Consider the following 23627-nt stretch of genomic DNA (forward strand, 5'->3'; position numbering starts at 1 on the left):
GTCCCTGACGGCCAGAGCCGGGCGAGGAAAACGGAACGGCCCACTCCCCTCCCCGGGAGCGAGCCGTTCCTTCGTGGACGGGGCGCGTACTAGAACGCGGCCTCGTCCAGGTCCATCAGCGAGCCGTCGACGGCCTCGGCGAGCGCGCGCTCGGCGCCGACACCCGGCAGGACGTTGGCGGCGAAGAACTTCGCGGCCGCGATCTTGCCCTGGTAGAAGGCCTGGTCCTTGGCGGAGGCGCCGGCGGCCAGCTTCTCGGCGGCGACGGCCGCACCCTTCAGCAGCAGGTAGCCGACGACCACGTCGCCGGAGGCCATCAGCAGGCGGGTGGTGTTGAGGCCGACCTTGTAGATGTTCTTGACGTCCTCGCCGGTGGCGGTGAGGTCGGTGAGCATCTTGCCGACGATGCCCTCCAGGTCCACGGCCGCCTTGGCGAGCGCGTCGCGGGCGCCGGCCAGCTCCTCGCCGCCGGTGCCGACCGCGAGGAACTTCTTGATCTCCTCGGCCAGCGCGTTCAGGGACGCGCCCTGGTCGCGGACGATCTTGCGGAAGAAGAAGTCCTGGCCCTGGATGGCCGTGGTGCCCTCGTAGAGGGTGTCGATCTTGGCATCCCGGATGTACTGCTCGATCGGGTACTCCTGCAGGAAGCCGGAGCCGCCGAAGGTCTGCAGCGACTGGGCGAGCTGCTCGTAGCCCTTCTCGGAGCCGTAGCCCTTCACGATCGGGAGCAGCAGGTCGTTCAGGCCGATCAGGGCCTTCGCGTCCTCGCCCGCCGCCTCCTTGACCTGGATCTCGTCCTGGACCGCGGCCGTGTAGAGGACGAGGGAGCGCATGCCCTCGGCGTACGCCTTCTGCGTCATCAGCGAGCGGCGGACGTCGGGGTGGTGCGTGATGGTGACCTTGGGCGCGGTCTTGTCCATGAAGTTCGCCAGGTCGGTGCCCTGGACGCGCTCCTTGGCGTACTCGAGGGCGTTGAGGTAGCCCGTCGAGAGGGTGGAGATCGCCTTCGTGCCGACCATCATGCGGGCGAACTCGATGATGAGGAACATCTGGCGGATGCCGTCGTGCTTGTCGCCGATCAGCCAGCCCTTGGCGGGGTGCTGGTCGCCGAAGGTCATCTCGCACGTGTTGGAGGCCTTGAGGCCCATCTTGTGCTCGACGTTGGTGGCGTAGACGCCGTTGCGCTCGCCCAGCTCGCCGGTCTCCCAGTCGAAGTGGAACTTCGGCACGAGGAAGAGGGAGAGGCCCTTGGTGCCGGGGCCGTGGCCCTCGGGGCGGGCGAGGACGTAGTGGAGGATGTTCTCCTCCATGTCGTGCTCACCGGAGGTGATGAAGCGCTTCACGCCCTCGATGTGCCAGGAGCCGTCCTCCTGCTGGACCGCCTTCGTGCGGCCGGCGCCGACGTCCGAGCCGGCGTCCGGCTCGGTGAGGACCATCGTGGAGCCCCAGCGCTTCTCGACGGCGATCTGCGCGACCTTCTTCTGCGCCTCGTTGCCCTCGTTGAAGAGGATGCCGGCGAACGCCGGGCCGGAGGAGTACATCCAGATGGCCGGGTTCGAGCCGAGCAGCAGCTCCGCGTACGCCCAGATCAGGGAGCGGGGCGAGGTGGTGCCGCCGATCTCCTCGGGGAGGCCCAGGCGCCAGTACTCGGACTCCATGAAGGCCTCGTAGGACTTCTTGAAGCTCGCCGGGACGGGCGCGGTGTTCGTCTCGGGGTCGAAGACCGGCGGGTTGCGGTCGGCGTCGGCGAAGGACTCGGCCAGCTCGTTCTCGGCGAGGCGGCGGATCTCGTCCAGGACGCTCTTGGCGGTCTCGACGTCCATCTCCTCGAACGGACCGGTGCCGTACACCTTGTCGCGCCCGAGGACCTCGAAGAGGTTGAACTCGATGTCGCGGAGATTCGACTTGTAGTGCCCCATGGCGACGGCTCCGTAAGGATCGGGGAGGCAGGTTCCTCGTACACGTACCAGCGAGTAGCTAATGCTCTCTCCGATGATGCTACCCACCGGTAATAAGAGCAACCCTTTCGGTCGATCTGTGACGCGCGCAATGCCCCGACCCCCTTGCGCGGCCCGCGCCGACGGACGACTTCCTCTCGAAGCCGCAGGGCGTCCGGATCGTCCACGGGCGTACCGGCACGGCCGCCCGGCCCGCTCGGTACGCTAGGCACATGTACGGCTACGAGCAGAATCAGGGCGCCCAGCAGCAGTACGCCCCGCCGCCGCAGCAGCCGATGCAGGGCGGCATTGGGGGGGGTATGCAGGGCGGGATGCAGGGCGGGTACGGCCAGCAGCCGCCCCTGTATCCGGAGCCGTCGCCGCCGTCGCTCGCCGATGCCGTGCGGGCCTTCACGACCGGGTCCCTGTCGGCCGAGGACTTCCAGCAGATCTTCGCGACCTCGAAGGTCTACTGCCCCCGGGGCGACAACCCCGGCTTCCTTGCCCTGCACAACACCCAGCAGCCCGTCATCCCGATGTTCACCTCCCTGAAGGAGCTGCGGCGGTACGCGGGCAAGGAGTCGAAGTACTTCGTGATCACCGGCGCCGAGGTGATCGACCTGCTGCCGACCGGCTACGGCTTCGTCCTCGACATGGAGGGCGACCACCGCATGGTCTTCGACGCGAAGGCCGTGGAGCAGATGGTCGACTTCGCGATGCGCCGGATGTACGGCTGATTCCCGGCTGATTCCCGGCTGATTCCCGACTGATCTACGCCTCGACCGGGGGCGCACCGCGGTGTGTCCACCGGGCGTACGCGCACCAGGCGACGGCGATCAGCAGCGCGGCGGCGGCTCCCGCGCCCAGGACGGCCGGCTCCGGGCGGAAGCCGAGCGCGAGCCGCGTTCCCAGGAACGCGATGCCCAGGCCGACCCGGCCCGGGCCGTAGACCGGAACGCGGGCGGCGGTGGCGCGCAGCAGCGCGGCGGCGGCCAGGCCGGTGACGCCGCACACGGCGAGCAGGAGCCAGGGCGATCCGGGCGCGGCGCTCGGGATGCCGTATTCGGGCGGCCCCAGGCGGAACGTCGAGGCCGCCCAGCCCAGGCCGAGGCCGCAGAGGGTGACGCCCACCGCCCAGAGCGCGTGCCGCCACAGCGGGCCGGGCCTGAGCTCGCCTTCTTCGTTCTCCGGGTTCTCCGGGTTCTCCGGGTTCTCCGGCAGGTCGTGGTCGTGGTCGTGGGGATCCATCACGGACGGTAGGACGCGGGCCGACCCGCGACGGTTGGGTCCCGGGGGAATGTCCCCGGGATCTTCTCTGTTCTGCGAGGTGTGGCAGAAAGTTCGAGTTTCAACTAAACTCGGCTGACGAGGAGGTACCGACCATGCCTGCAGTGACTGTGGAGAACCCGCTGACGCTCCCGCGCGTCGCCGCCCCGGCCGACGCCGTCTCCCGCCCCGTGCTCGCCGTGACCACGGCGCCGTCGGGATTCGAGGGCGAGGGCTTCCCGGTGCGCCGCGCGTTCGCGGGGATCAACTACCAGTACCTCGACCCGTTCATCATGATGGACCAGATGGGAGAGGTGGAGTACGCGCCCGGCGAGCCCAAGGGGACGCCGTGGCACCCCCACCGCGGGTTCGAGACCGTCACGTACATCATCGACGGCGTCTTCGACCACCAGGACTCCAACGGCGGTGGCGGCACCATCACCAACGGCGACACCCAGTGGATGACCGCCGGATCCGGACTGCTCCACATCGAGGCCCCGCCGGAGTCCCTCGTCGTGAGCGGCGGTCTCTTCCACGGCCTCCAGCTGTGGGTGAACCTGCCGGCCTCCGACAAGATGATGGCGCCGCGCTACCAGGACATCCGCGGCGGCCAGGTGCAGCTGCTGGCCTCCCCCGACGGCGGCGCGCTGCTGCGCGTCATCGCGGGCGAGCTGGACGGCCACGCGGGCCCGGGCATCACCCACACCCCGATCACGATGATCCACGCGACCGTCCGTCCGGGCGCCGAGGTGACCCTGCCCTGGCGCGAGGACTTCAACGGCCTCGTCTACGTCCTGGCGGGCCGCGGCTCCGTCGGCACCGAGCGGCGGCCGATCCACATGGGCCAGACCGCGGTCTTCGGCAAGGGCGGCGCGCTGACGGTCCGGGCCGACGAGCAGCAGGACGGGCACACCCCCGACCTGGAGGTCGTCGTCCTCGGCGGCCGGCCGATCCGCGAGCCGATGGCGCACTACGGTCCGTTCGTCATGAACACCCAGGCCGAGCTGCGCCAGGCCTTCGAGGACTTCCAGGCGGGCCGCCTCGGCACGATCCCGGCCGTGCACGGCATGGGCGAGTAAGCGAGGCGGTACGGCGACGGCGCGGTACGGCGACGGCGCGGTACGGCGACGGCGCCGGCGAAGACGCGTTACGGGGCTGGGCTCGCGCCCGGCCCCGTACGCGTACCGGAGGCCGTATCCGTACGGGCTCTGACGGCCCGTCACCCGTCCGGGGCCGTACCGCAGGACGACACGCCGCGGGGCGTGGTCCGGTGAAGGCGTGCAGCCGCAGCCGCAAGACCGGAGACCGCTCCTTCCCGAGGCCGCCCGACGGGTCGCCGCCTGGTGTGTCGTCGCTCTGCTCGTCGCCGGGGTCGCCGCCGTCGGGATCTGGCTGTGCGTCGTGTTCCAGACGGCCGTCACGCCCGTCCTGCTCGCGATCCTGGGCACCGCGCTCCTCGGGCCGCTCTACCGGCGCCTGTTGAGGATGAAGGTGCAGAAGTCGCTCGCGGCCGGGCTGACCGTCCTCGCCGTCCTCGGCTTCGTCGGCGGCGCCACCTACATCGTGGTCGTCGCGCTCCTCGAGACCGGCGACCAGATCATCACCTCGCTGCGGCAGGCCGCCGTCGACATCGCCGACCACCTGGGCGCGGCCGGCACCTCGCTCGACGACGTCGCGAAGAACGCGAAGACGCTGCTGGAGAGGTTCGGCGGAACCGCCGCCTCCGGCGTGATCTCCGGGCTCAGCGTCGTCGCCCAGGTGGCCGCCATGGCCATCCTCGCCCTGCTGCTGATCTTCTTCTTCCTCCGGGACTCCGACAAGGTGGCCGGGGCCCTGCGCTCGGTCGCCCCGCGCGCGACCGGCGACACGATGGATGCCATGGGCCGCCGCGCCTTCGAGGCCGTCGAGGGCTTCATGCGCGGGACCACCATCGTCGCCCTGGTCGACGCCGTCCTCATCACCGTCGGGCTGCTGATCCTGCGGGTCCCCGGCGCCGTCGGGCTCGGCGCGCTCGTCTTCGTCACCGCCTACATCCCGTATCTCGGCGCCTTCCTCTCCGGCGCCGTCGCCGTCCTCGTCGCGCTCGCCGACCGGGGCTTCGTCATCGCCCTGTGGGTCCTCGGCGTCGTCCTGGCCGTCCAGGTCCTGGAGGGGAACGTCCTGCAGCCCGTGATCCAGAGCCGGACCGTGCAGATGCACCCGGCCGTCGTCATGCTCGCCATCACGGCCGGGGCCTCCGTCGCAGGCGTCCTCGGCATGCTGCTCGCCGTGCCCGTGACGGCGGCCGCCTTCGGGGTGATCGGCGAGCTGCGCAGCCGGTACGGGACGCCGGAGGCACCGGCCCCGGCCGCCCCGGAGTGATCGCGGAGTGATTCAGGTCGCCGCCGGCATGCCGCCCGGCTCGAAGGACGCCAGCATCTGCTCCAGCGCCGCCTGGTCGGGGCCCACGAACGGGTCCGCGTCCGGGGCCATCGAGATCGTCTCGATCATCAGCTCGGTCATCCGCACCGCGGGCGGCAGATGCGTGGACAGCACGATCTCCGGGTTCATGTCCCGCAGCGGTTCGATCGTCTCCCGGTACTTCGCCGGGGCCACGAGATGCACCCACGGGCTGTCCACCGTCGCCCACAGCAGCTGCGCCTGCCGCAGCTCCTCGGGCTTGAGGTCGTTCGCGTGCCCGCTCTCCGCGAGCTCGGCGGTCGGCATCGGCCCGCCGAAGCAGTCGGAGCTGAAGCAGATCCGGGTCTTGTCGTCGTAGAAGCCGACCGTCGCCGGGTTGTCGAAGAGCGGCGGCCGGAAGCCGTGCAGCATGCGGTCGCCCACGTCGAGGGACTGGCCGGGATTGACGAAGTACACGCGGTCCATCGGCAACGGGCGCTCGGTCGTCATGATCCCGGCCCCGAGGAAGGTGGTCACGACCCGTGCCTGGGGCGCGGCGACGAGCAGGTCGAAGATGCCGCCCGTGTGGTCACGGTCGGGGTGGGTGAGCCAGATCCAGCGGACGTCGGCGGGGTCCATGACCTCGGCGAGCGTGTTGACGAAGTTCCGGTCGGCTATCGAGAGACCGGTGTCGACGACGACCGGCTCCTTGGCGGTGACGACGTACGCGTTGGCGGGAATGTGGCCGATGCCCGGTACTTCGAGGCTGTCGGCGAGGACGGTGGTGTCGCTTCCGACCCTGTGGGTGTCCATGGCGCGCTCCGTGGTCCCCCCGGCGGCCGTACGACACCAGTCTCCTCCGCGCCGGTACGCCTCGCCCGGCGTGCGCCTCACGCGCCGGTTTGCCCGCGCGCCGTGCGCCTCACGCGCCGGTACGCCTCGCGCGGCGGCGCTCACGCGCCGGTTTGCCCGCGCGCCGTGCGCCTCACGCTTCGGTACGCCTCGCGCAGCGTGCGCTGCCGTGCCCGTACGGCCCGGTGCCGGCCCCGCCGCCCCGCGTCGACTACGAGCAGCAGCCCTTCCCCGACGGCGGCTCGTTCAGCTCGAACCAGATCGACTTGCCCTCGCCCCGCGGGTCCACGCCCCACGCGTGCGCCAGCATCTCCATCAGCACGAGCCCCCGCCCCGAGGACGCCATCTCGCCCGGATGCCGCTTGTGCGGCAGCTCGTCGCTGCCGTCCGAGACCTCCACCCGCAGCCGGCGCGCCTCGTCGTCGCAGGTCACCTCCGCGACGAGCAGCGCGTCCCCGTCCGTGTGGATGAGGACGTTCGTGACCATCTCGGAGACCATCAGGACCGCCGAGTCGATCTGGTCGTCGTCCGTCCAGTCGTGGAGCAGCTGGCGCAGGTGCTGGCGGGCGGCCGCGATCCGCTCCGGCTCGGCCTGGGCGACGGTCATCATCGTGCGCCGCGGGGCCTGGCGGACGGCCGCGCCCTGGCGGGAGAGGAGCAGGAGCGCGATGTCGTCCTCGCGGCGGTCGGCGAGCGGCCCGGTCGTGTGGTGGGAGCCGGGCCCGTGGACGGCCTCGACGAGGCCGTCGGCGAGCTCCTCCAGGGAATCGCCTTCGTGTCCTTCGAGCAGCGCGCGGATGCGCTCCCAGCCGCTGTCGAGGTCGTGGCCGCCGGTCTCCAGGAGCCCGTCGGTGCACATCATCAGGGTCTCGCCGGGCTCCAGCGTGAACCGGGTCGTCGGATAGTCGGTGTCCGGGTCGATGCCCAGGGGCAGCCCGCCGGCGGTGGGCCGCAGCAGAACCGTTCCGTCGGTCATCCGGACCGCCGGGTCGGGGTGCCCGGCGCGGGCGATGTCCACGACGCCGGTGGCCGGGTCGATCTCCAGATAGAGGCAGGTGGCGAAACGGGGACCGCCGTCCGGGGCGCCGCCGCCCTCGCCCTTGCCCTCGTCCCCGCCCCCGTCTGCGGCCGTGACTCCGTCCCGGTCCCGGTCCCCGTCCCCGTCCCCGTCGGTGATCCCGTACAGGAAGCGCGAGGCGCGGGAGAGGACGGCGTCGGGCCGATGGCCCTCGGAGGCGTACGCGCGCAGGGCGATCCGAAGCTGGCCCATCAGCCCGGCGGCGCGGACGTCGTGGCCCTGGACGTCGCCGATGACCAGGGCGATGCGGCCGCCCGGCAGCTGGATCATGTCGTACCAGTCGCCGCCGACCTGCAGCCCGCCCCCGGTGGGGACGTACCGGGCGGCGACGTGCAGGCCGGGGATGCCGGGCCCGAGGACCGGCATCATCGTCCGCTGCAGGCCGAGCGACAGCTCGCGCTCCGACTCGGCGACGCCCGCCCGGGCCAGCGCCTGCGCGAGCATGCGGGCGACGGTCGTGAGGACGGAGCGCTCGTCGGGGGTGAAGGCGACGGGGTGCTTGAAGGCGGCCATCCAGGCGCCCATGGTCCGCCCGGCGACGATGAGGGGAAGGTAGGCCCAGGACTGCCGGCCGAAGCGTTTCGCCAGCGGCCAGGTCACCGGGAAGCGCCGCAGATACTCCTGCGGCGACGGCAGATAGATCGCCCGCCCGGTCCGTACGACCTCCGCCGCGGGATAGTCGGTGTCCACCGACATCGACGTGAACGGCCCCTCGTCGCCCGCGTTGTGCCCGTGGTGCCCGATGATCGTCAGCCGCTCGCCGGCGACCCCGAAGACGGCGAGCCCGTCGGGCGAGAAGCCGGGCATGGAGAGGGAGGCGGCGACCCGCAGCACCTCGGCGGTCGACCGGGCCTCGGCGAGCGCCCGGCCCGCGTCCAGCAGGAACGCCTCGCGCGAGCGGCGCCAGTCCCCGGTGACGGGCGTACGGGCGGCGGTGCCGGGCTGCGGCTCGGCGACCTCCTGGAGGGTGCCGACGAGCTGGTAGTCCTTGCCCTCGATGAGCGGCTTGGACCGGCTGCGTACGGTACGGATCACCCGTCCGTCCCCGTCCATGATGCGCAGCCGCGCCTCCGCGAGGGTTCCTTCCGCCACCGCCAGGTTGACGACCCCGTCGATCTCGTTCCAGTCGACCGGATGAAACCGGGAGCGGACCGCCGCCTCACTGAGCTGAACGGGTTCCGCGGGCAGCCCGAGAAGCCGGGCCGCCTCGGCGTCGAGGGTGACGATCCCGGACGCGTTGTCCCAGCGCCACAGACCGGTCGCGATCGCGGCCAGGACGTCCTCGGTGCGCATTGCCCCACTTTATGAATATCGGACTCCAGGTCGCCACTGAGAGTATTCGAAAAGGGATCTTGGGTCGCCCGGTACCCTTGACGGGCCTGGATGTATACCCAGGCTCCCCACCGATTCCGAAGACTGGATGAACGACGATGCATCGGTACAGGTCCCACACCTGCGGCGAGCTCCGCGCCTCTGACGTCGGCACCGACGTCCGGCTGAGCGGCTGGCTGCACAATCGGCGCGACCTGGGCGGCATCCTCTTCATCGATCTGCGCGACCACTACGGCATCACGCAGCTCGTCGCCCGGCCCGGCACCGCCGCTGCCGAGGTCCTCGACAAGCTGACGAAGGAGACCGTCGTCCGCGTGGACGGCAAGGTCGTCTCGCGTGGCGCGGAGAACGTCAACCCCGAGCTGCCGACGGGCGAGATCGAGATCGAGGCCGCCGAGATCGAGGTCCTGGGCGCGGCCAAGCAGATCCCGTTCACCATCAACACCGACGACGGCGTGAACGAGGAGCGGCGCCTGGAGTACCGCTTCCTCGACCTGCGCCGCGAGCGCATGCACCGCAACATCATGCTGCGCTCCGCCGTCATCGCGTCCATCCGCTCCAAGATGGTGGCCCTCGGCTTCAACGAGATGGCGACCCCGATCCTCGCCGCGACCTCCCCCGAGGGCGCCCGCGACTTCGTCGTCCCGTCCCGTCTGAACCCGGGCAAGTTCTACGCGCTGCCGCAGGCGCCGCAGCAGTTCAAGCAGCTGCTGATGATCTCCGGCTTCGACCGCTACTTCCAGATCGCGCCCTGCTTCCGCGACGAGGACGCCCGCGCCGACCGTTCGCCGGGCGAGTTCTACCAGCTCGACGTCGAGATGTCGTTCGTCGAGCAGGAGGACGTCTTCCAGCCGATCGAGAAGCTCATGACCGAGCTCTTCGAGGAGTTCGGCGGCGGCCGCCACGTCACGTCGCCCTTCCCGCGGATCCCGTTCCGCGAGTCGATGCTCAAGTACGGCAACGACAAGCCGGACCTGCGCACCGAGCTCGAGCTCGTCGACATCACCGACGTCTTCGAGAACTCCGAGTTCAAGGCGTTCGCCGGCAAGCACGTGCGTGCCCTGGCGGTGCCGAACACCGATGACCAGCCGCGCAAGTTCTTCGACGGCCTGGGCGACTTCGCCGTCTCCCTCGGCGCCAAGGGCCTGGCCTGGGTCCGCGTCGGCGAGAACAACGCCCTGACCGGCCCGATCGCCAAGTTCCTCACCGAGGAGAACGTCAAGGTTCTCGTCGAGCGCCTCGGCCTGGAGGCCGGCCACGCCGTCTTCTTCGGCGCGGGCGAGTTCGACGAGGTCTCCAAGATCATGGGCCCGGTCCGGGTCGAGGCCGCCAAGCGCGCCGGCCAGTTCGAGGAGAACGTCTTCCGGTTCGCCTGGATCGTCGACTTCCCGATGTACGAGCGGGACGAGGAGACCGGCAAGATCGACTTCTCGCACAACCCGTTCTCGATGCCGCAGGGCGGTCTGGAGGCCCTGGAGACCCAGGACCCGCTGGACGTCCTCGGCTGGCAGTACGACATCGTCTGCAACGGCATCGAGCTCTCCTCGGGCGCGATCCGGAACCACGAGCCCGAGATCATGTTCAAGGCCTTCGAGATCGCGGGCTACTCGCGCGAGACGGTCCAGAGCGAGTTCGCGGGCATGCTCCGCGCGTTCGAGTACGGCGCCCCGCCGCACGGCGGCATCGCCCCGGGCGTGGACCGCATCGTGATGCTCCTCGCCGACGAGCCGAACATCCGCGAGACGATCGCCTTCCCGCTCAACGGCAACGCCCAGGACCTGCTGATGGGCGCCCCGACGGAGCTGGACGAGTCGCGCCTGAAGGAGCTGAACATCCAGCTCCGCAAGCCGGTCGCGAAGGAGAAGCCGACGGACGGCCGCCCGATCACCGAGGCGGTCCACCCGGACGCGGGCCGCTGACGCGGCGGTAGGTGTACGTACACGAAACGCCCGGCCGGGACTTCCCGGCCGGGCGTTTCGTGTCTCAGGCCCCGAAGATGTCGCGCGCTGTGGGCGCGGTGATGGCGCGGCGGTGCCAGTGCCGCAGAAGCTCGAGATCGTCGCAGGTCGTGATGCGTTCCCGGACGTCGTCGGGGACATCAATGCCCCGCACCTCGAAGACGTCGAGTACGTCCTCGGCGGCGCGATGGGCGCGGCCTTCGTCCCGGATTTCTTCCGAGAGCCACGACGTGTAGAAGGAGAGGTCCACGGCCACCAGGTTCCTCCAGAGTTCCTTGGCCGGGCGCTTTCCCACCCCCTGCCGTGCGTGTCAGCGCCCCTTGCCGGACCCGCTCTCGTAACGCGGCAGGTCCTGGGTCGAGATGGCCCAGTCGGCGATGGTGACGTCCTCGCCGTACACGAAGTCCTTGCGGGTGGCGTACCGGGGGCCGTCGGGGGTGGAGTGGATGTCGGTGAGGACGGCGCCGGTGCCGGTTCGGGGGTCGAAGATCGCGTAGACGGGGACGCCGATCAGGGCGTAGTCGCGCACTTTGCCCACCCAGTCGTTGTCGGGGTTGGAGCGGGAGACGACCTCGACGGCGGCGAGGAGGGTGCGGGGGTCGAAGGAACCGTCGATGTCCATGTCCGCTTCCGCGATCACCATGAGATCGGGGCGGCGCATGATGCCTTCGGGCTCGTTCTCCACATTGGGCTCGCCCGTGTGGGCCGCGAACTCCTCCGGCATCACCTTCTCCAGGCGCTTCCGGAGCCGCAGTGCCGTCAGTTCGTGACGGCCGCTGGGCGACATCATGTCGAGGACGATCCCTTCCTTGGTGATCTCGAACTTGCCCGGAAGTGTGTCGTCCACCGAGAGAACGAAGTCCCTCATGGTCCGGTACAGGTGGGAGGCGCCCTGCCGTGCGTCGTCCGGGACGATGGTCATGGCGCTCGCTCCTCGTCGTCTGTGCCCAGGGGCAAGGATCGTCACGTTCATGTTAGGCACCTTCCTGGTGATCGGAGCGGCAGCCGCCGCAGCGGCCCGGTTCGGGGCCGCGGAAGGCGTGGTCGCAGACGTCGCAGTTCTGGAGCGGGTGGCGTTCCGCTTCCGGGGCGCGGAAGGAAGGCAGCGGCGGGAGCTGGGCGGTGAGGCGGTGGGCCAGGAAGGCAGCCGGGCGGCGCAGGGGCTCCGGTGGTAGGTCGGCTGACAGGGCACGCTGGACCGCGTCGGCGGTGAGGCCTCGTTCCAGCCAGGCGGCGGCGCCGGGAGCGAGGTGTTCCGCGTCCGTGGCCGAGAACAGCAGGCGGGGGTCCTCACGGTGGAGGCCGGCGAGGACACCGAGCGCGGTCTCCAGGAGGTCGGGCGCCGGGTACGCGGGCTGCGGTACGGCGGGCAGGGCGCGGCGGGCCGGGGGCCTGGGCTTCGCGGGCCTCGCGGGCCTCGCGGGCTTCGTCTCGGTCGCGTCGCCGGTCCGTCCCGGCTGGTTGCACGAGACCGTACGGGTGACGATGCGGCCGCTGCTGGTGCGTTCGCAGGTGCGGCGCAGATAGCCGTGGGTCTCCAGCTCGCGCAGGGCGGCGGCGATCCGGGTCTTCCCCTCGGGGAAACGGTCGGCGAGGGTCCTGATGTCGACGGAAGCGCCGCTGGGGAGCGACTGGATGTGGACGGCCAGGCCGATGGCCAGGAGCGACAACTCGGCGTGCTGGGCGAGGTGGTTGCCGATCACCGTGAAGCGGGTGGTGTGGCGGGAGTTGTCGTGGATGACGCCACCGGCACGCCGATAGGGGTGGTTTTTCCCGCCGTTACGGGACTGGGCGTGCGGGCGCACGCTAGTGTTCTGGCTATCCATCGGGAAGGGTTCTCTTCCTTGATGGTCAGGCCCTCGCACTGGGATTCGCAGTCCCGGCGGGGGCCGACGCATGTCAGCGGTGATGTGGTGTGTCGCGCTGAGCGTAGATCAAACAACCCGTCCCAAAGCCAGCCGAGTTGGTGTCTTTCACCCGCATGAGTGAGCGTGCGCACCGTGGGCGGGGAAGGGTGGGGCTTGGTGCGGTTTCTTTCTCTCTCGTCGTTTCTTGGGAAGACCGTCGGCCGCACCGGAGCCCGCGCGGTGGGCCTCCGGTCACGGAGCTCGCAGATCGATTTCGGCCCATACGGTCTTACGGGGTACGGGGCCGAGCTCGACGCCCCAGCGGTCGGCGAGGGCACCGACGAGGAGCAGACCGCGCCCGGAGTCGGCGTCGGCGCCCGGAGACTTCAGGCGCGGTAGGTCGTCGCCTCGGGTGTCGGTGACTTCGATACGGAGGGTGCCCGCGTCGACCAGGAGCGCGAGGCGGAAGTTCCGTCCGGTAACCCGGCCGTGGGTGGCGGCGTTCGTGGCGAGCTCGGCGACGACGTGCTCGGCGATTTCGGTGACGCCGTACGGCAGGTCCCGGGTGCGCAGCCACTCCACGGCGAGCAGCCGGGCGAGCCGCGCACCGCGTGGCGTGGGGGACAGCAGGACACTGAAGTGACGTGCGGGTGCGTGGAGTTGGATGGTCTTCTTCTCGTTCACGTCACCGAGCGTGCCGGTCCACGCCTACCGTGAACAGTGACGACGCCGATGCGTAGGGTGACTGTCCGGAGCTTGTCCACTGCTGTCCGGGCTGTCGGTACCCGTCCGACGGGTAGGGGCGTCGAGGCACGGAGGTACGACGGAGGGGTGCGGCATGTCGGTGGACGGCGAGGTACGACGGCTCAAGAACGAGGCGGACGAGCCGGGCTGGGAGGTGGACCCGGACGACGACTGGGGTGTGGCCGTCGTCGCCACCGTGGGAAGGCAGTTGAGGCTGTGGCGGGAGGCGTCGGGGATGCGGGCCGCCGAGTTCGGAGAGGCGGTCGGATACGGCGAGGACCTGATCTACAAGATCGAGGGAGGGAAGCGGATCCCTCGCCCGGAGTTCCTGGACAAGGCGGACGAGGTGCTGGACGCGGGCGGGCTGATCGCGGCGATGAAGGAGGACGTCAACAAGGTCCGGTACCCGAAGAAGCTGCGGGATCTGGCGGACATGGAGGCGAAGGCCGTAGAGATCGGGGTGTACGTCTGCAACAGCATCAATGGGTTGTTGCAGACGCCGGAACACGCTCGTGCCGCATTCGAGTCGCGGCAACCGCCCTACTCGCAGGCCGAGGTGGAGCGGTTGGCGGCCGCTCGGGTGGCTCGGCAGTCCATCTTCGAGCGGGACCCGGCGCCCGCGCTCGGTTTCGTGCTGGAAGAGGCGCTGCTGCGGCGGCCGCTGGGAGGCACAATGGTGTGGCGAGGGCAGCTCGAACGTCTCCTGGAGGTGGGTCGGTTGCGTAACGTCACGCTTCAGGTGATGCCGACGCACGTAGAGGTCCATCCTGGTCTGGACGGCAGGATCGAGCTGCTGAAGTTCGTGGACGGTACGGCGACGGGACGCTCCGACGGCGCGTTCAACGGTCGTCCCGTCACGGACCCGAGGCAGGTACGCGTCCTTGAGCTGCGGTATGGCACGATCCGGGCTCAGGCTCTTCCGCCTAGGGAGTCGCTGGCCTTCATTGAGCAATTGCTGGGAGAGACATGATCCGCAAGCCCTCTGTTGGAGACGCCTCCGAGCCGGCGTGGTTCAAGAGCAGCTACAGCGACGGCAACGAGGGCGACTCCTGTGTCGAGGTCGCCACCACCCCCGGCACGGTCCACGTCCGCGACTCCAAGTGCACCGACGGCCCCCAGCTCGCGCTGATGCAGGATGCCTGGGCGGACTTCGTGTCGTACGCGTCGGGTTACTGACCTGGCCACAGGAACCCACAGCCGCCGCCCGTGTCCCTGACAGCCGGGCTTCCTAGGAGGGACATGACCCGACGCCGTGCGCTGGTCGCGGGCGGCGGGGTGGTCGTCGCCGCGGGCATCGGAGCCGGGGTCGTGACGACAGCGTCGGCGGGCCAGGGCAAGGTGACGGCCTCGGGGGCGGGATCGGCGAGCGGCGAGGCCTGCTACGTGCTCACCTCGGAGACCACCGAGGCCGACCAGCCCACCACGGCGGCCCGGCCCAGCTCCTCATCCGAGGGGCCGCTGCGCGGGTATACCGGTGCTGCAGGAGGGTTCCCCGGGACGTGACGTCCTGGGTTGTCAGGCGGCGTCGGCGGCGTCGGCGGTCTCGGGGTTCACGTACCAGCGCCCCCGGCGCGATCCCGGTGCGGCCCCCCATGCCCCTCGCCGGCCGGCGACTGGCGTTACGACACCACCGGCTTCGCCGTCGCCGCGATGATTCCCTCCAGGAAGTCCTGGCCCGGCTCCTCCCAGGAGGGCAGCTCCGGGACCTTCCGGATGAGTTCGAACGCCTCGTCCATCAGATCGCGGTGGATCGCGGGGCCGTGGCAGGACGCCGCGACGTCGATGTCGAGGGCCTGGACGTGGTTCACGTGCTCGTTGAACTTGCCGGTGTCCAGCCACAGATGCCAGGGGTGGTTCAGCCGGTTGCCCAGGAGCATGCCTTCACGCCAGGCTTCCCGGTCCAGGTCGGCGGCGTTCTCGACGGGGTGCGGGAGGGCCGTGGCGAAGGTGTCGGCCGCCCAGTAGACCCGGGTGGTGGAGTCGAACAGCCCGCGCGTCGTGGGGTTGTCGAAGAACGGCGGCCTCACCGCGAGGAGCGTGCGGTCGCCGGCCTGGAAGCTCTCGCCGTCGCGTACCCAGCGGGAGCGGTTGAACGGCATCCAGAACTCCTCCGTGTCGATCGCGTACCGGGCCATCGAGAACCAGGTGGTGACCAGGGTGGCGTTCGGGCAGGCGGCCATGACCTCGCGGACGTTTCCCGCGTGGTCGTGGTCGTCGTGGGTCAGGAAGACCCAGCGCACGTCGGCCGGATCGACGATGCTCCAGGCGTGAGCCAGCCACTGCTGCCGGTTCGACGGCGCACCGGTGTCGACGAGCACGGGCTCGTTGCCGGTGATCACCATGGAGTTGACGTAGAACATGCCGACCGGGGGCGCCTCCAGCAGCTGGGGGATGACGAAGGTGTCCTGCGCGACCTTGTACGGCTCGACCTTCGGCTCAAAGATCCCTTCGGCGGTGGTCATGGCCCACCTCCTCATGACGGCTGTAACTCCATCGTGCGCACCTCACGCCCGCAGGCACCACCGCACGGAGAAGGGCCCCGGAACCTGCCGTGGCGGTTCCGGGGCCCTACTCGTACCTTCTCGTCCGTACGACGCCTACGCCGTCTTCGGCTCCTCCAGGCGCGGGAAGAGGACCGCGCCCTTCGTCACCGTCGCGCCCGCCGGGAGCTTGCCCCACTCGCCGGCCGCGGCCAGCGGCTGGGAGGGGAGGGGGCCCAGGGCGGGCTCGGCGCCGAGGGAGTCCCACAGCTTCTGGGAGGTCTCCGGCATGATCGCGTTCAGCAGGACCGCGACACCGCGCAGGGACTCGGCGGCCGTGTAGAGGATCGTCGCCAGGCGGGCGCGGCCCGCCTCGGAGTCGTCCTTCGCGACCTTCCAGGGCTCCTGCTCCGTGATGTAGCCGTTGACCTGCTTCACGAAGTCGAAGATCGCCAGGATGCCGCCCTGGAAGTCGAGCTCCTCGCCGATCTTCCGGTCGGCCGTCGCGACCGCCTTCGCCAGGCCCTCGTGGATCGCCTTCTCCGCGTCGCCGTCGGCCGCCGCGGCCGGCAGGGCGCCGTCGAAGTACTTGCCGACCATGGCCGCCACGCGCGAGGCGAGGTTGCCGTAGTCGTTGGCGAGCTCGGAGGTGTAGCGGGCGGTGAAGTCCTCCCAGGAGAACGAGCCGTCCTGGCCGAAGGCGATGGCCCGCAGGAAGTACCAGCGGTACGCGTCCACGCCGAAGTGCGAGGTCAGGTCCTGCGGCTTGATGCCGGTCAGGTTCGACTTCGACATCTTCTCGCCGCCGACCATCAGCCAGCCGTTCGCGGCCACGCGCCCCGGGACCGGCAGGCCCTGGGCCATCAGCATCGCCGGCCAGATGATCGCGTGGAAGCGCAGGATGTCCTTGCCGATGAGGTGGACGTTCGCCGGGAAGGTCTCGTTGAACTTCTCCGGGTTCTCGTTGTAGCCGACCGCAGTCGCGTAGTTCAGCAGGGCGTCGATCCACACGTAGATGACGTGCTTCTCGTCCCACGGCACCGGGACGCCCCAGTCGAACGTCGAGCGCGAGATCGACAGGTCCTCGAGGCCCTGCTTGACGAAGTTCAGCACCTCGTTGCGGGCCGACTCCGGCTGGATGAAGCCGGGGTTCGACTCGTAGAACTCGATCAGCTTCGGGCCGTACGCGCTCAGCTTGAAGAAGTAGTTCTCCTCCTTGAGGATCTCCACCGGCTTCTTGTGGACGGCGCACAGCTTGGTGCCGTCCTCCGCCTCGATGAGATCGCCGGGGAGCTTGTACTCCTCACAGCCCACGCAGTACGGGCCCTCGTATCCGCCCTTGTAGATCTCGCCCTTGTCGTACAGGTCCTGCACGAACTCCTGGACGCGGTCCGTGTGACGCTTCTCCGTCGTCCGGATGAAGTCGTCGTTCGCGATGTTCAGGTGCTCCCAGAGGGGCTTCCAGGCCTCCTCGACGAGCTTGTCGCACCAGGCCTGGGGCGTGACGTTGTTCGCCTCGGCCGTGCGCATGATCTTCTGACCGTGCTCGTCCGTGCCGGTGAGGTACCACACCTTCTCGCCGCGCTGACGGTGCCAGCGCGTGAGCACGTCGCCTGCGACGGTCGTGTAGGCGTGGCCCAGGTGAGGAGCGTCGTTGACGTAGTAAATGGGGGTCGATACGTAGAAGGACTTCACGCCGTTCGCCCCCTGCTTCTCGGATCCAGTGGCCGCCATGGTCGAAATCCTAACGGGCAGTTCAAGATCCACTCACATCGATAAAGGCCCGGGGCACATGGAGAGGTTCGCGAAACGTTGGCCCGCGTAGAAAGCAGGGGTGAGGGAGGAACGTATGCGCGTACTGGTCGCCGAGGACGAGGAGGTCCTCGCCGAGCTCGTCGCCACCGGACTGCGGCGGGCCGGCTTCGCCGTCGACACCGTCTACAGCGGCGACGCCGCGCTCGCCTACCTGGGCCTGCACGACTACGACGTCGTCGTCCTCGACCGCGACCTGCCCCGGGTCCACGGCGACGACGTGGCGCGCGAGCTCGTCGCCGGGGCGTCCAGGACCCGGATCCTGATGCTGACCGCGTCCGCGACGACGGAGGACCGGGTCGAGGGGCTCGACCTCGGCGCCGACGACTACCTCGGCAAGCCCTTCGAGTTCCCCGAGCTGGTCTCCCGCGTGCGCGCCCTGCGGCGGCGCAGCGCCCGTCCCGTACCCCCGCTCCTCGAACGCGCGGGCCTGCGGATGGACACCGTACGGCGGACGGCGACGCGCGACGGACGGGACCTCGACCTCTCCCCGAAGGAGTTCTCCGTGCTGCAGATCCTGCTGGAGGCGGACGGGGCCACGGTCTCCGCCGAGGAGCTCCTGGAGCGGGCCTGGGACGCGCACACGGACCCCTTCACGGGCGCCGTGCGGGTCTGCATGAGCAAGCTGCGCGGCAAGCTCGGCGAGCCGGCGCTGATCCGGACGGTGCAGGGCGTGGGGTACGCGCTGTGATCGGTTCCGGGTCGACGATCAGGACGCGGATCGCGCTCGTGTACGGGGGTGTCTTCGTCGTCCTCGGCGGCTGCCTGCTCGGCGTGGTGAACCTGCTCTCCCGCGCCGGTACGGAGGGGGAGGCGCAGGCCATCGCGGCGCGGGTGCGCGTGGTGGCGCCGTTCGAGAACGTCACGACCACCACCGCGTACCGGCTGAGCGACGACGTCAGCCGGGCCGCCGGCGAGCAGATGCTCATGTGGTCGTGCCTCGCCCTGGTCGTGATGGCCTTCGGCGCGGTCGCGGTGGGCTGGTGGACGGCGGGGCGGGTCCTGCGGCCCGTCCACGAGATGACGGCGCGGGCGCGCAAGCTGTCGGAGCGGAACCTGCACGAGAGGGTCGCGGCGGGCGGGCCCGACGACGAGCTGAAGGAGCTCGGCGACACGATCGACGCGCTGCTCGGCCGCCTGGAGGCCGCCTTCGACAGCCAGCGGCGGTTCATCGCGAACGCCTCGCACGAACTGCGCACCCCGCTCGCCACGCAGCGCACCGCGATCCAGGTGGGGATCGACGACTCGTCCGAGGTCAAGCAGGTGCTGCTGGATTCCAACCGGCGCAGCGAGCGGCTCATCGAGGGCCTGCTGATGCTGGCCCGGAGCGAGCGCGGCCTGGAGGAGCGGGAGGACGTACGGCTGGGGGCCGTGGTCGCGGAGGAGTGCGAGACGTACGGGGTGGAGGCGGCGACCGGCGAGGCGGGGGTCGTCCGGGGGAGCCGGGTGCTGCTCGGGCAGCTCGTACGGAACCTGCTCGCGAACGCCGTCACGTACAACGTGCCGGGTGGGGGCGTGGTGGAGGTGCGCGTCGAGGGCGGCGTCCTGACCGTCGTCAACACGGGGCCGGTGGTCCCGGCCGGGGAGGTCCCGGCGCTCTTCGAACCCTTCCGGCGGGGCGAGGGCCGCGACCGGATGGGGCCGGGGGCGGGGCTCGGCCTGTCGATCGTCCGCTCGATCGCCGCCGCGCACGGCGGGACGGTCAGCGCCGTGGCCCGGGCGGGGGCGGCCGGGGGCGGCCTGGCCGTGACCGTGGACCTGCCGGTCCACGGTCACGCGACCAGGGGTCAGACCTGCCAGTCGGCGAGCAGCCCGCGGTAGAAGGCGGGGTGCGCGGTCTCGGCGGGGGTCGGGCCGGCGAGGAAGTGGCCGGTACGGGGGGCGGTGAGCTTACGGAGGTAGTCGAAGGCCTTGTTGTCCTCCTCGCCCCACGCCACGAACTGCCAGTGGATCGGGCGGTCGGCGGCCTCGGCGAGCGCCTGGGTGGCGGCCGTCTTGGACTCCGGGGCGCCGTCGGTCTGGAAGACGACGAAGGCGGGGCGGGTGGGGTCGGCCTTCTCGTGGTGGGCGAGGACCTCTTCGACGGCGCGGTGGTAGTTGGTACGGCCGAGGCGGCCGAGGCCCGCGTTGATCGTCTCGACGGCGGTCTCGGTGAGGGTGGCGGGGGTGAGCTCGGCGGTGCCGTCGATGTCGGTGGAGAAGAAGACGGCGGTGGCGGTGGAGTCCTCGCTGAGGTGCGCGGCGAGGGCGACGGCCTGCTCGGCGAGACGCTGCACGGAGCCGTCCTTGAAGTACCCGCGCATCGACCCGGACCGGTCGACGACGAGGTACACGGCGGCCCGCGCCCCGTCGAGCCCCTGCTTCTTGAGCACGCTCCCGGCGGCCTTGTACGCCTCGACGAGATGCGGCGCCTGCGCCTTGACCTGGGCGAGGGGGGTGGCGGGCCCTGCGCCGGTGGCGTCCTGAGCCTCCGGCTCGGGGGTGGCGTCGTCCTCCACGACGGGCACGGCGACGGGTGCGTCCTGAGCCTCCGGCTCGGGGGTGGCCTCGTCGTCCGCGACGGGCACGGCGACGGGTGCGTCCTGAGCCTCCGGCTCGGGGGTGGCCTCGTCCTCCGCGACGGGCACGGCGACCGCCTCCGGCGCGGGCGCCTCGGCCTCTGCCTCTGCCTCGGGAGCCTGGGGCTCCGCGGCTGCGGCGATCGGCTCCTGTTCGGCGGGTGCCTCGGCCGGCTTGACGGTGCTGTCGAGCTCCGCCTCCGGCGCGGACTCGGTCTCCGGCTCCGCCGTGACCTGCTCCGCCGGGTCGGCCGGCGTGGCGACTGCCTCGGCCTCGGGAGCCTGGGGCTCTGCGGCTGCGGCGATCGGCTCCTGTTCGGCGGGTGCCTCGGCCGGCTTGACGGCGCTCGCGAGCTCCGCCTCCGGCGCGGACTCGGTCTCCGGCTCCGCCGCGCCCTGCTGCTCCGGGTCGGCCGCCGTGGCGGCCGCCTCCGCCTCCGCCTCCGCCTCCTCGGCCGGCTTGACGGCGCTCGCGAGCTCCGCCTCCGGCGCGGACTCGGTCTCCGGCTCCGCCGTGACCTGCTCCGCCGGCTCGGCGGCCGCGGCAACCGCCTCCTCCTCGGCCGGTTCGGCCTCCGCCGCAGCGATCGCCTCCGGCTCAGGGGTGTCCGCGGTGGCGGGGGCGTCCTCCGTCTTCGGCTCCGTGACAGCCTGGGCGGGCAGCGCCGCCTTCGTGGCGGGCTCCGTCGTCGGGTCGGCGGTCTCGGGTTCGGGCTCCGGCTCGGAGGCGGCCGTAGCCGTGTCCTCCGGCTCGGAGGCCGACGCGACCGTGCCCTCCGGTTCCGACGGCCTCGCGTTCGGGACCTTCGGGTTGTCGAAGGCCGCCGCCACGAGGTCGTCCGCGGCGCGCTTCGCCGCCGTGTCCGTCGTGGCTCGTTCGGTCGCGCTCTCCGCCGGCGTCGGGGACGGGAGCGTCACCGACGCGGGCTCCTCAGGCGGCGTCGCGCGGTCCGCCTGGGGCGGGACGGAGGTTGCCGGAGTTTCGTCGTGCTGGTCCGCACGGTCGCGTCCGAACACCTTGCGCAGCAAGCTCCGAATGCCCATGGGCGAGGCCTTTCGCATGAGTTGGGTGCGATGAATGTCCGTACTGGGAGGAATCATCCCTGGCCAGGGCGGACACGTAAGGTTAGCGGCCCCGGGTGTGTCGCCTCCGGCGCCCCGACCTCCGCGGAATCTCCCCCCAACCGCCTCCGGTTTCCCCGCATTCATCCGACGTTCATTCCGGCGCCGCCCCCTTGCAGATGTGCGCACATAACGTCGCGGCCGGACGGATTCCCGACACCATGTCGGGACCAAGGCGGCGCGTGTGCGCCGGAGGAGGACGAAGTGCGCAAACTGCTGCCGCTGCTGAGCACCAACCCGCACGGAGGCGGCCGTTCCGCCCTTACCTGCCGGTTCCGGTGTGGTGACGCCTGCTTCCACGAGGTGCCCAACACCAGCGACAACGAGTACGTCGGCGACGTCATAGCCGGCGCGCTCTCGCGCCGCTCGATGATGCGCGCCGCCGCCGTCGTCACCGTCGCCGCCACCGCCGGTACGGCCGTCGCCGTCGGCAACGCCCCGGCCGCCGAGGCCCGTACGCACAAGCCCCAGAAGCCCGGACGCGTCGACGGCGCCCGCGGCCTGCGCTTCACGCCCGTCGCGCCCAACACCGCCGACCAGGTCACCGTCCCCGCCGGCTACGAGCAGAACGTCGTCATCCGCTGGGGTGAGCCGATCCTCCGCGGCGCCCCGGCCTTCGACGCCGACAAGCAGACCGCCGCGGCGCAGGCCGGGCAGTTCGGATACAACAACGACTTCCTGAGCCTCCTCCCGCTCCGTGGCGAGCACGGGCGTCAGCTGCTCGTCGCCAACCACGAGTACACGGACGAAGTCCTGATGTTCAAGGGCTACGACGCCGAGAACCCGACCCGCGAGCAGGTCGAGATCACCTGGGCCGCCCACGGTCTGTCCGTCGTCGTGGTCCAGGAGGAGCACCGCTCCGGCAGGCTCACTCCCGTGACCCGGCACCCGCTCAACCGCCGTCTGCACACCACCAGCGAGTTCGAGGTGACCGGCCCGGCCGCCGGTTCGAAGCTCCTGCGGACCTCCGCCGACCCGTCCGGCCGCAAGGTCCTCGGCACGCTCAACAACTGCGCCGGCGGCACCACCCCGTGGGGCACCACCCTCCACGGCGAGGAGAACTTCAACCAGTACTTCGCCAACGGCTCGTCCGCCACCGACAAGCGGTACGGCATGGGCTCCGGCCCCTCCGAGCGCAAGTGGGAGCGGTTCGACAAGCGCTTCGACCTCGCCCAGGAGCCCAACGAGGCCCACCGCCAGGGCTGGGTCGTCGAGCTCGACCCGTACGACCCCGACTCCACGCCGAAGAAGCGCACCGCGCTCGGCCGCTTCAAGCACGAGGCCGCGCAGCCCCGGCTGACCGCCGATGGCCGCCCGGTCGTCTACATGGGCGACGACGAGCGCTTCGACTACTTCTACAAGTTCGTCTCGTCGAAGCGGATGATGAAGGGCAGCTCCCGCAAGGCCCGCGAGCACAACCTCACCCTCCTCGACGAGGGCACGCTCTACGTCGCCAAGCTGACGGGAGACTCGCCCGGCGAGATCGACGGCACCGGCAAGCTTCCCAACGACGGCGAGTTCGACGGCAGCGGGCAGTGGATTCCGCTGGCCACGAACGACGTCTCCCACGTCCCCGGCATGACCGCCGAGGACGTGTACGTCTTCACCCGCCTCGCCGGTGACAAGGTCGGCGCCACCAAGATGGACCGCCCCGAGGACGTCGAGCCGTCCCCGCGCTCCGGCCGCGTCTACGTCGCGCTCACCAACAACAAGGACCGCGGCAAGGAGGGCAAGGCCCCCGCCGACGAGGCCAACCCGCGCAACGCCAACAAGCACGGCCAGATCCTGGAGCTCGCCGAGCACTGGGACGACCCGGCGAGCGACGGCTTCGCCTGGCGCCTCTTCCTCGTCGCGGGCGACCCGAACGACCCGGCCACCTACTTCGCCGGCTTCCCCAAGGAGAGGGTGTCCCCCATCTCCTGCCCGGACAACGTCGCCTTCGACCCGCACGGCAACCTGTGGATCTCCACCGACGGCAACCAGCTCGGCTCGCACGACGGCCTGTTCGGCGTGGCCACGCACGGCGAGCGGCGCGGTGAGCTCAAGCAGTTCCTGACCGTGCCGGCCGGCGCCGAGACGTGCGGCCCGATCATCCAGGACCGCCGGGTCGTCGTCGCCGTGCAGCACCCGGGCGAGATCGACGGCGCGTCCGTCGAGAACCCGAAGTCGGTCTGGCCCGACGGCCCCGGCAAGATCGTCCGCCCGTCCGTCGTCGCCGTCTGGCGCAAGGACGGCCGCGACATCGGGGTCTAGTCCCACGGG

At 70.7% G+C, this 23627-nt stretch carries 20 protein-coding genes and 1 pseudogene; 10 read left to right on the forward strand and 11 right to left on the reverse strand.

Annotation, left to right across the window (positions count from 1 at the left end; genetic code table 11):
- Positions 1 to 89: 89 nt before the first annotated feature.
- The gene (locus FDM97_RS00605) at positions 90 to 1919 is read right to left on the reverse strand and encodes an acyl-CoA dehydrogenase (RefSeq protein ID WP_137988319.1); all 1830 of its coding nucleotides are present in this window, start codon (positions 1917 to 1919) and stop codon (positions 90 to 92) included.
- A gap of 251 nt (positions 1920 to 2170) precedes the next feature.
- On the opposite strand from FDM97_RS00605, the gene FDM97_RS00610 reads away from it, so the two are divergent.
- The gene (locus FDM97_RS00610) at positions 2171 to 2674 is read left to right on the forward strand and encodes an SseB family protein (protein WP_137988320.1); all 504 of its coding nucleotides are present in this window, start codon (positions 2171 to 2173) and stop codon (positions 2672 to 2674) included.
- 34 nt (positions 2675 to 2708) lie between these two features.
- Here FDM97_RS00610 and FDM97_RS00615 read toward each other — a convergent pair whose 3' ends face one another.
- Positions 2709 to 3185: a hypothetical protein gene (locus tag FDM97_RS00615; protein ID WP_137988321.1), complete on the reverse strand. Its 477-nt coding sequence runs from the start codon at positions 3183 to 3185 to the stop codon at positions 2709 to 2711.
- 134 nt (positions 3186 to 3319) lie between these two features.
- Here FDM97_RS00615 and FDM97_RS00620 point away from each other — a divergent pair, with 134 nt between their 5' ends.
- Positions 3320 to 4282 (forward strand): pirin family protein, encoded by a 963-nt coding sequence (locus FDM97_RS00620; protein WP_137988322.1) that lies wholly within the window; start codon positions 3320 to 3322, stop codon positions 4280 to 4282.
- 199 nt (positions 4283 to 4481) lie between these two features.
- Positions 4482 to 5564 carry an AI-2E family transporter gene (locus FDM97_RS00625; RefSeq protein WP_137988323.1) on the forward strand — a complete coding sequence of 361 codons (1083 nt, stop codon included), beginning with the start codon at positions 4482 to 4484 and terminating at the stop codon, positions 5562 to 5564.
- A 12-nt stretch (positions 5565 to 5576) separates the two neighbouring features.
- Here the strand turns inward: FDM97_RS00625 and FDM97_RS00630 are convergent, their stop codons facing one another.
- Together FDM97_RS00630 and FDM97_RS00635 are read right to left on the reverse strand one after the other, a co-directional pair.
- Positions 5577 to 6395, reverse strand: coding sequence for an oxygen-binding di-iron domain-containing protein (locus FDM97_RS00630; RefSeq protein ID WP_137988324.1), 819 nt, complete (start codon positions 6393 to 6395; stop codon positions 5577 to 5579).
- A 250-nt stretch (positions 6396 to 6645) separates the two neighbouring features.
- The gene (locus tag FDM97_RS00635) at positions 6646 to 8805 is read right to left on the reverse strand and encodes a SpoIIE family protein phosphatase (RefSeq protein ID WP_137988325.1); all 2160 of its coding nucleotides are present in this window, start codon (positions 8803 to 8805) and stop codon (positions 6646 to 6648) included.
- A 137-nt stretch (positions 8806 to 8942) separates the two neighbouring features.
- On the opposite strand from FDM97_RS00635, the gene aspS reads away from it, so the two are divergent.
- On the forward strand, positions 8943 to 10763 hold the full coding sequence (gene aspS / locus FDM97_RS00640) for an aspartate--tRNA ligase (RefSeq protein ID WP_137988326.1): 1821 nt from the start codon (positions 8943 to 8945) through the stop codon (positions 10761 to 10763).
- 64 nt (positions 10764 to 10827) lie between these two features.
- On the opposite strand, the pseudogene FDM97_RS00645 reads toward aspS, so the two are convergent.
- The 4 genes and pseudogenes from FDM97_RS00645 to FDM97_RS00660 all read right to left on the reverse strand — a co-directional run.
- Positions 10828 to 11103: pseudogene (locus FDM97_RS00645) on the reverse strand (hypothetical protein); the annotation flags it as partial.
- A 9-nt stretch (positions 11104 to 11112) separates the two neighbouring features.
- A complete protein-coding gene (locus FDM97_RS00650; RefSeq protein WP_137988327.1) occupies positions 11113 to 11724 on the reverse strand; it encodes a Uma2 family endonuclease in 612 nt (203 codons plus the stop codon).
- A gap of 52 nt (positions 11725 to 11776) precedes the next feature.
- On the reverse strand, positions 11777 to 12628 hold the full coding sequence (locus FDM97_RS00655; protein ID WP_137988328.1) for a helix-turn-helix domain-containing protein: 852 nt from the start codon (positions 12626 to 12628) through the stop codon (positions 11777 to 11779).
- A gap of 273 nt (positions 12629 to 12901) precedes the next feature.
- Positions 12902 to 13333 carry an ATP-binding protein gene (locus tag FDM97_RS00660; protein WP_137988329.1) on the reverse strand — a complete coding sequence of 144 codons (432 nt, stop codon included), beginning with the start codon at positions 13331 to 13333 and terminating at the stop codon, positions 12902 to 12904.
- Between the two features lie 154 nt (positions 13334 to 13487).
- On the opposite strand from FDM97_RS00660, the gene FDM97_RS00665 reads away from it, so the two are divergent.
- The 3 genes from FDM97_RS00665 (at position 13488) to FDM97_RS35630 (ending at position 14896) form a co-directional block, all read left to right on the forward strand.
- A complete protein-coding gene (locus FDM97_RS00665; protein ID WP_137988330.1) occupies positions 13488 to 14363 on the forward strand; it encodes a helix-turn-helix domain-containing protein in 876 nt (291 codons plus the stop codon).
- Positions 14360 to 14569 carry a DUF397 domain-containing protein gene (locus tag FDM97_RS00670; RefSeq protein ID WP_137988331.1) on the forward strand — a complete coding sequence of 70 codons (210 nt, stop codon included), beginning with the start codon at positions 14360 to 14362 and terminating at the stop codon, positions 14567 to 14569. The genes FDM97_RS00665 and FDM97_RS00670 overlap by 4 nt, the downstream gene beginning before the upstream one ends.
- 63 nt (positions 14570 to 14632) lie before the next feature.
- Positions 14633 to 14896 (forward strand): hypothetical protein, encoded by a 264-nt coding sequence (locus FDM97_RS35630; protein ID WP_175438992.1) that lies wholly within the window; start codon positions 14633 to 14635, stop codon positions 14894 to 14896.
- Positions 14897 to 15012: 116 nt separating this feature from the next.
- Here FDM97_RS35630 and FDM97_RS00680 read toward each other — a convergent pair whose 3' ends face one another.
- Both FDM97_RS00680 and metG read right to left on the reverse strand, forming a co-directional pair.
- Positions 15013 to 15855 (reverse strand): MBL fold metallo-hydrolase, encoded by an 843-nt coding sequence (locus FDM97_RS00680; RefSeq protein ID WP_137988332.1) that lies wholly within the window; start codon positions 15853 to 15855, stop codon positions 15013 to 15015.
- A gap of 135 nt (positions 15856 to 15990) precedes the next feature.
- On the reverse strand, positions 15991 to 17607 hold the full coding sequence (gene metG / locus FDM97_RS00685) for a methionine--tRNA ligase (protein WP_137988333.1): 1617 nt from the start codon (positions 17605 to 17607) through the stop codon (positions 15991 to 15993).
- Between the two features lie 115 nt (positions 17608 to 17722).
- Between metG and FDM97_RS00690 the strand changes: the two genes are divergently transcribed.
- Positions 17723 to 18376: a response regulator transcription factor gene (locus FDM97_RS00690; RefSeq protein ID WP_137988334.1), complete on the forward strand. Its 654-nt coding sequence runs from the start codon at positions 17723 to 17725 to the stop codon at positions 18374 to 18376.
- Positions 18373 to 19506 carry an ATP-binding protein gene (locus FDM97_RS00695; RefSeq protein WP_137988335.1) on the forward strand — a complete coding sequence of 378 codons (1134 nt, stop codon included), beginning with the start codon at positions 18373 to 18375 and terminating at the stop codon, positions 19504 to 19506. Before FDM97_RS00690 ends, FDM97_RS00695 begins: the two co-directional genes overlap by 4 nt.
- Here the strand turns inward: FDM97_RS00695 and FDM97_RS36790 are convergent.
- Positions 19473 to 21161, reverse strand: coding sequence for a VWA domain-containing protein (locus tag FDM97_RS36790; RefSeq protein ID WP_284440277.1), 1689 nt, complete (start codon positions 21159 to 21161; stop codon positions 19473 to 19475). The two genes, FDM97_RS00695 and FDM97_RS36790, sit on opposite strands and share 34 nt — an antisense overlap.
- 408 nt (positions 21162 to 21569) lie before the next feature.
- On the opposite strand from FDM97_RS36790, the gene FDM97_RS00705 reads away from it, so the two are divergent.
- Positions 21570 to 23618: a PhoX family protein gene (locus FDM97_RS00705; protein WP_137988337.1), complete on the forward strand. Its 2049-nt coding sequence runs from the start codon at positions 21570 to 21572 to the stop codon at positions 23616 to 23618.
- Positions 23619 to 23627 lie beyond the last annotated feature (9 nt).

Source organism: Streptomyces vilmorinianum, from assembly GCF_005517195.1.
Taxonomy (GTDB): Bacteria; Actinomycetota; Actinomycetes; order Streptomycetales; family Streptomycetaceae; genus Streptomyces; species Streptomyces vilmorinianum.

Coding starts and splice junctions, on each gene's coding strand:
- FDM97_RS00605 (WP_137988319.1), bottom strand. CDS start 1,919: ATGGGGCACTACAAGTCGAATCTCCGCGACATCGAGTTCAACCTCTTC.
- FDM97_RS00610 (WP_137988320.1), top strand. CDS start 2,171: ATGTACGGCTACGAGCAGAATCAGGGCGCCCAGCAGCAGTACGCCCCG.
- FDM97_RS00615 (WP_137988321.1), bottom strand. CDS start 3,185: ATGGATCCCCACGACCACGACCACGACCTGCCGGAGAACCCGGAGAAC.
- FDM97_RS00620 (WP_137988322.1), top strand. CDS start 3,320: ATGCCTGCAGTGACTGTGGAGAACCCGCTGACGCTCCCGCGCGTCGCC.
- FDM97_RS00630 (WP_137988324.1), bottom strand. CDS start 6,395: ATGGACACCCACAGGGTCGGAAGCGACACCACCGTCCTCGCCGACAGC.
- FDM97_RS00635 (WP_137988325.1), bottom strand. CDS start 8,805: ATGCGCACCGAGGACGTCCTGGCCGCGATCGCGACCGGTCTGTGGCGC.
- aspS (WP_137988326.1), top strand. CDS start 8,943: ATGCATCGGTACAGGTCCCACACCTGCGGCGAGCTCCGCGCCTCTGAC.
- FDM97_RS00650 (WP_137988327.1), bottom strand. CDS start 11,724: ATGACCATCGTCCCGGACGACGCACGGCAGGGCGCCTCCCACCTGTAC.
- FDM97_RS00655 (WP_137988328.1), bottom strand. CDS start 12,628: ATGGATAGCCAGAACACTAGCGTGCGCCCGCACGCCCAGTCCCGTAAC.
- FDM97_RS00665 (WP_137988330.1), top strand. CDS start 13,488: ATGTCGGTGGACGGCGAGGTACGACGGCTCAAGAACGAGGCGGACGAG.
- FDM97_RS00670 (WP_137988331.1), top strand. CDS start 14,360: ATGATCCGCAAGCCCTCTGTTGGAGACGCCTCCGAGCCGGCGTGGTTC.
- FDM97_RS35630 (WP_175438992.1), top strand. CDS start 14,633: ATGACCCGACGCCGTGCGCTGGTCGCGGGCGGCGGGGTGGTCGTCGCC.
- FDM97_RS00680 (WP_137988332.1), bottom strand. CDS start 15,855: ATGACCACCGCCGAAGGGATCTTTGAGCCGAAGGTCGAGCCGTACAAG.
- metG (WP_137988333.1), bottom strand. CDS start 17,607: ATGGCGGCCACTGGATCCGAGAAGCAGGGGGCGAACGGCGTGAAGTCC.
- FDM97_RS00690 (WP_137988334.1), top strand. CDS start 17,723: ATGCGCGTACTGGTCGCCGAGGACGAGGAGGTCCTCGCCGAGCTCGTC.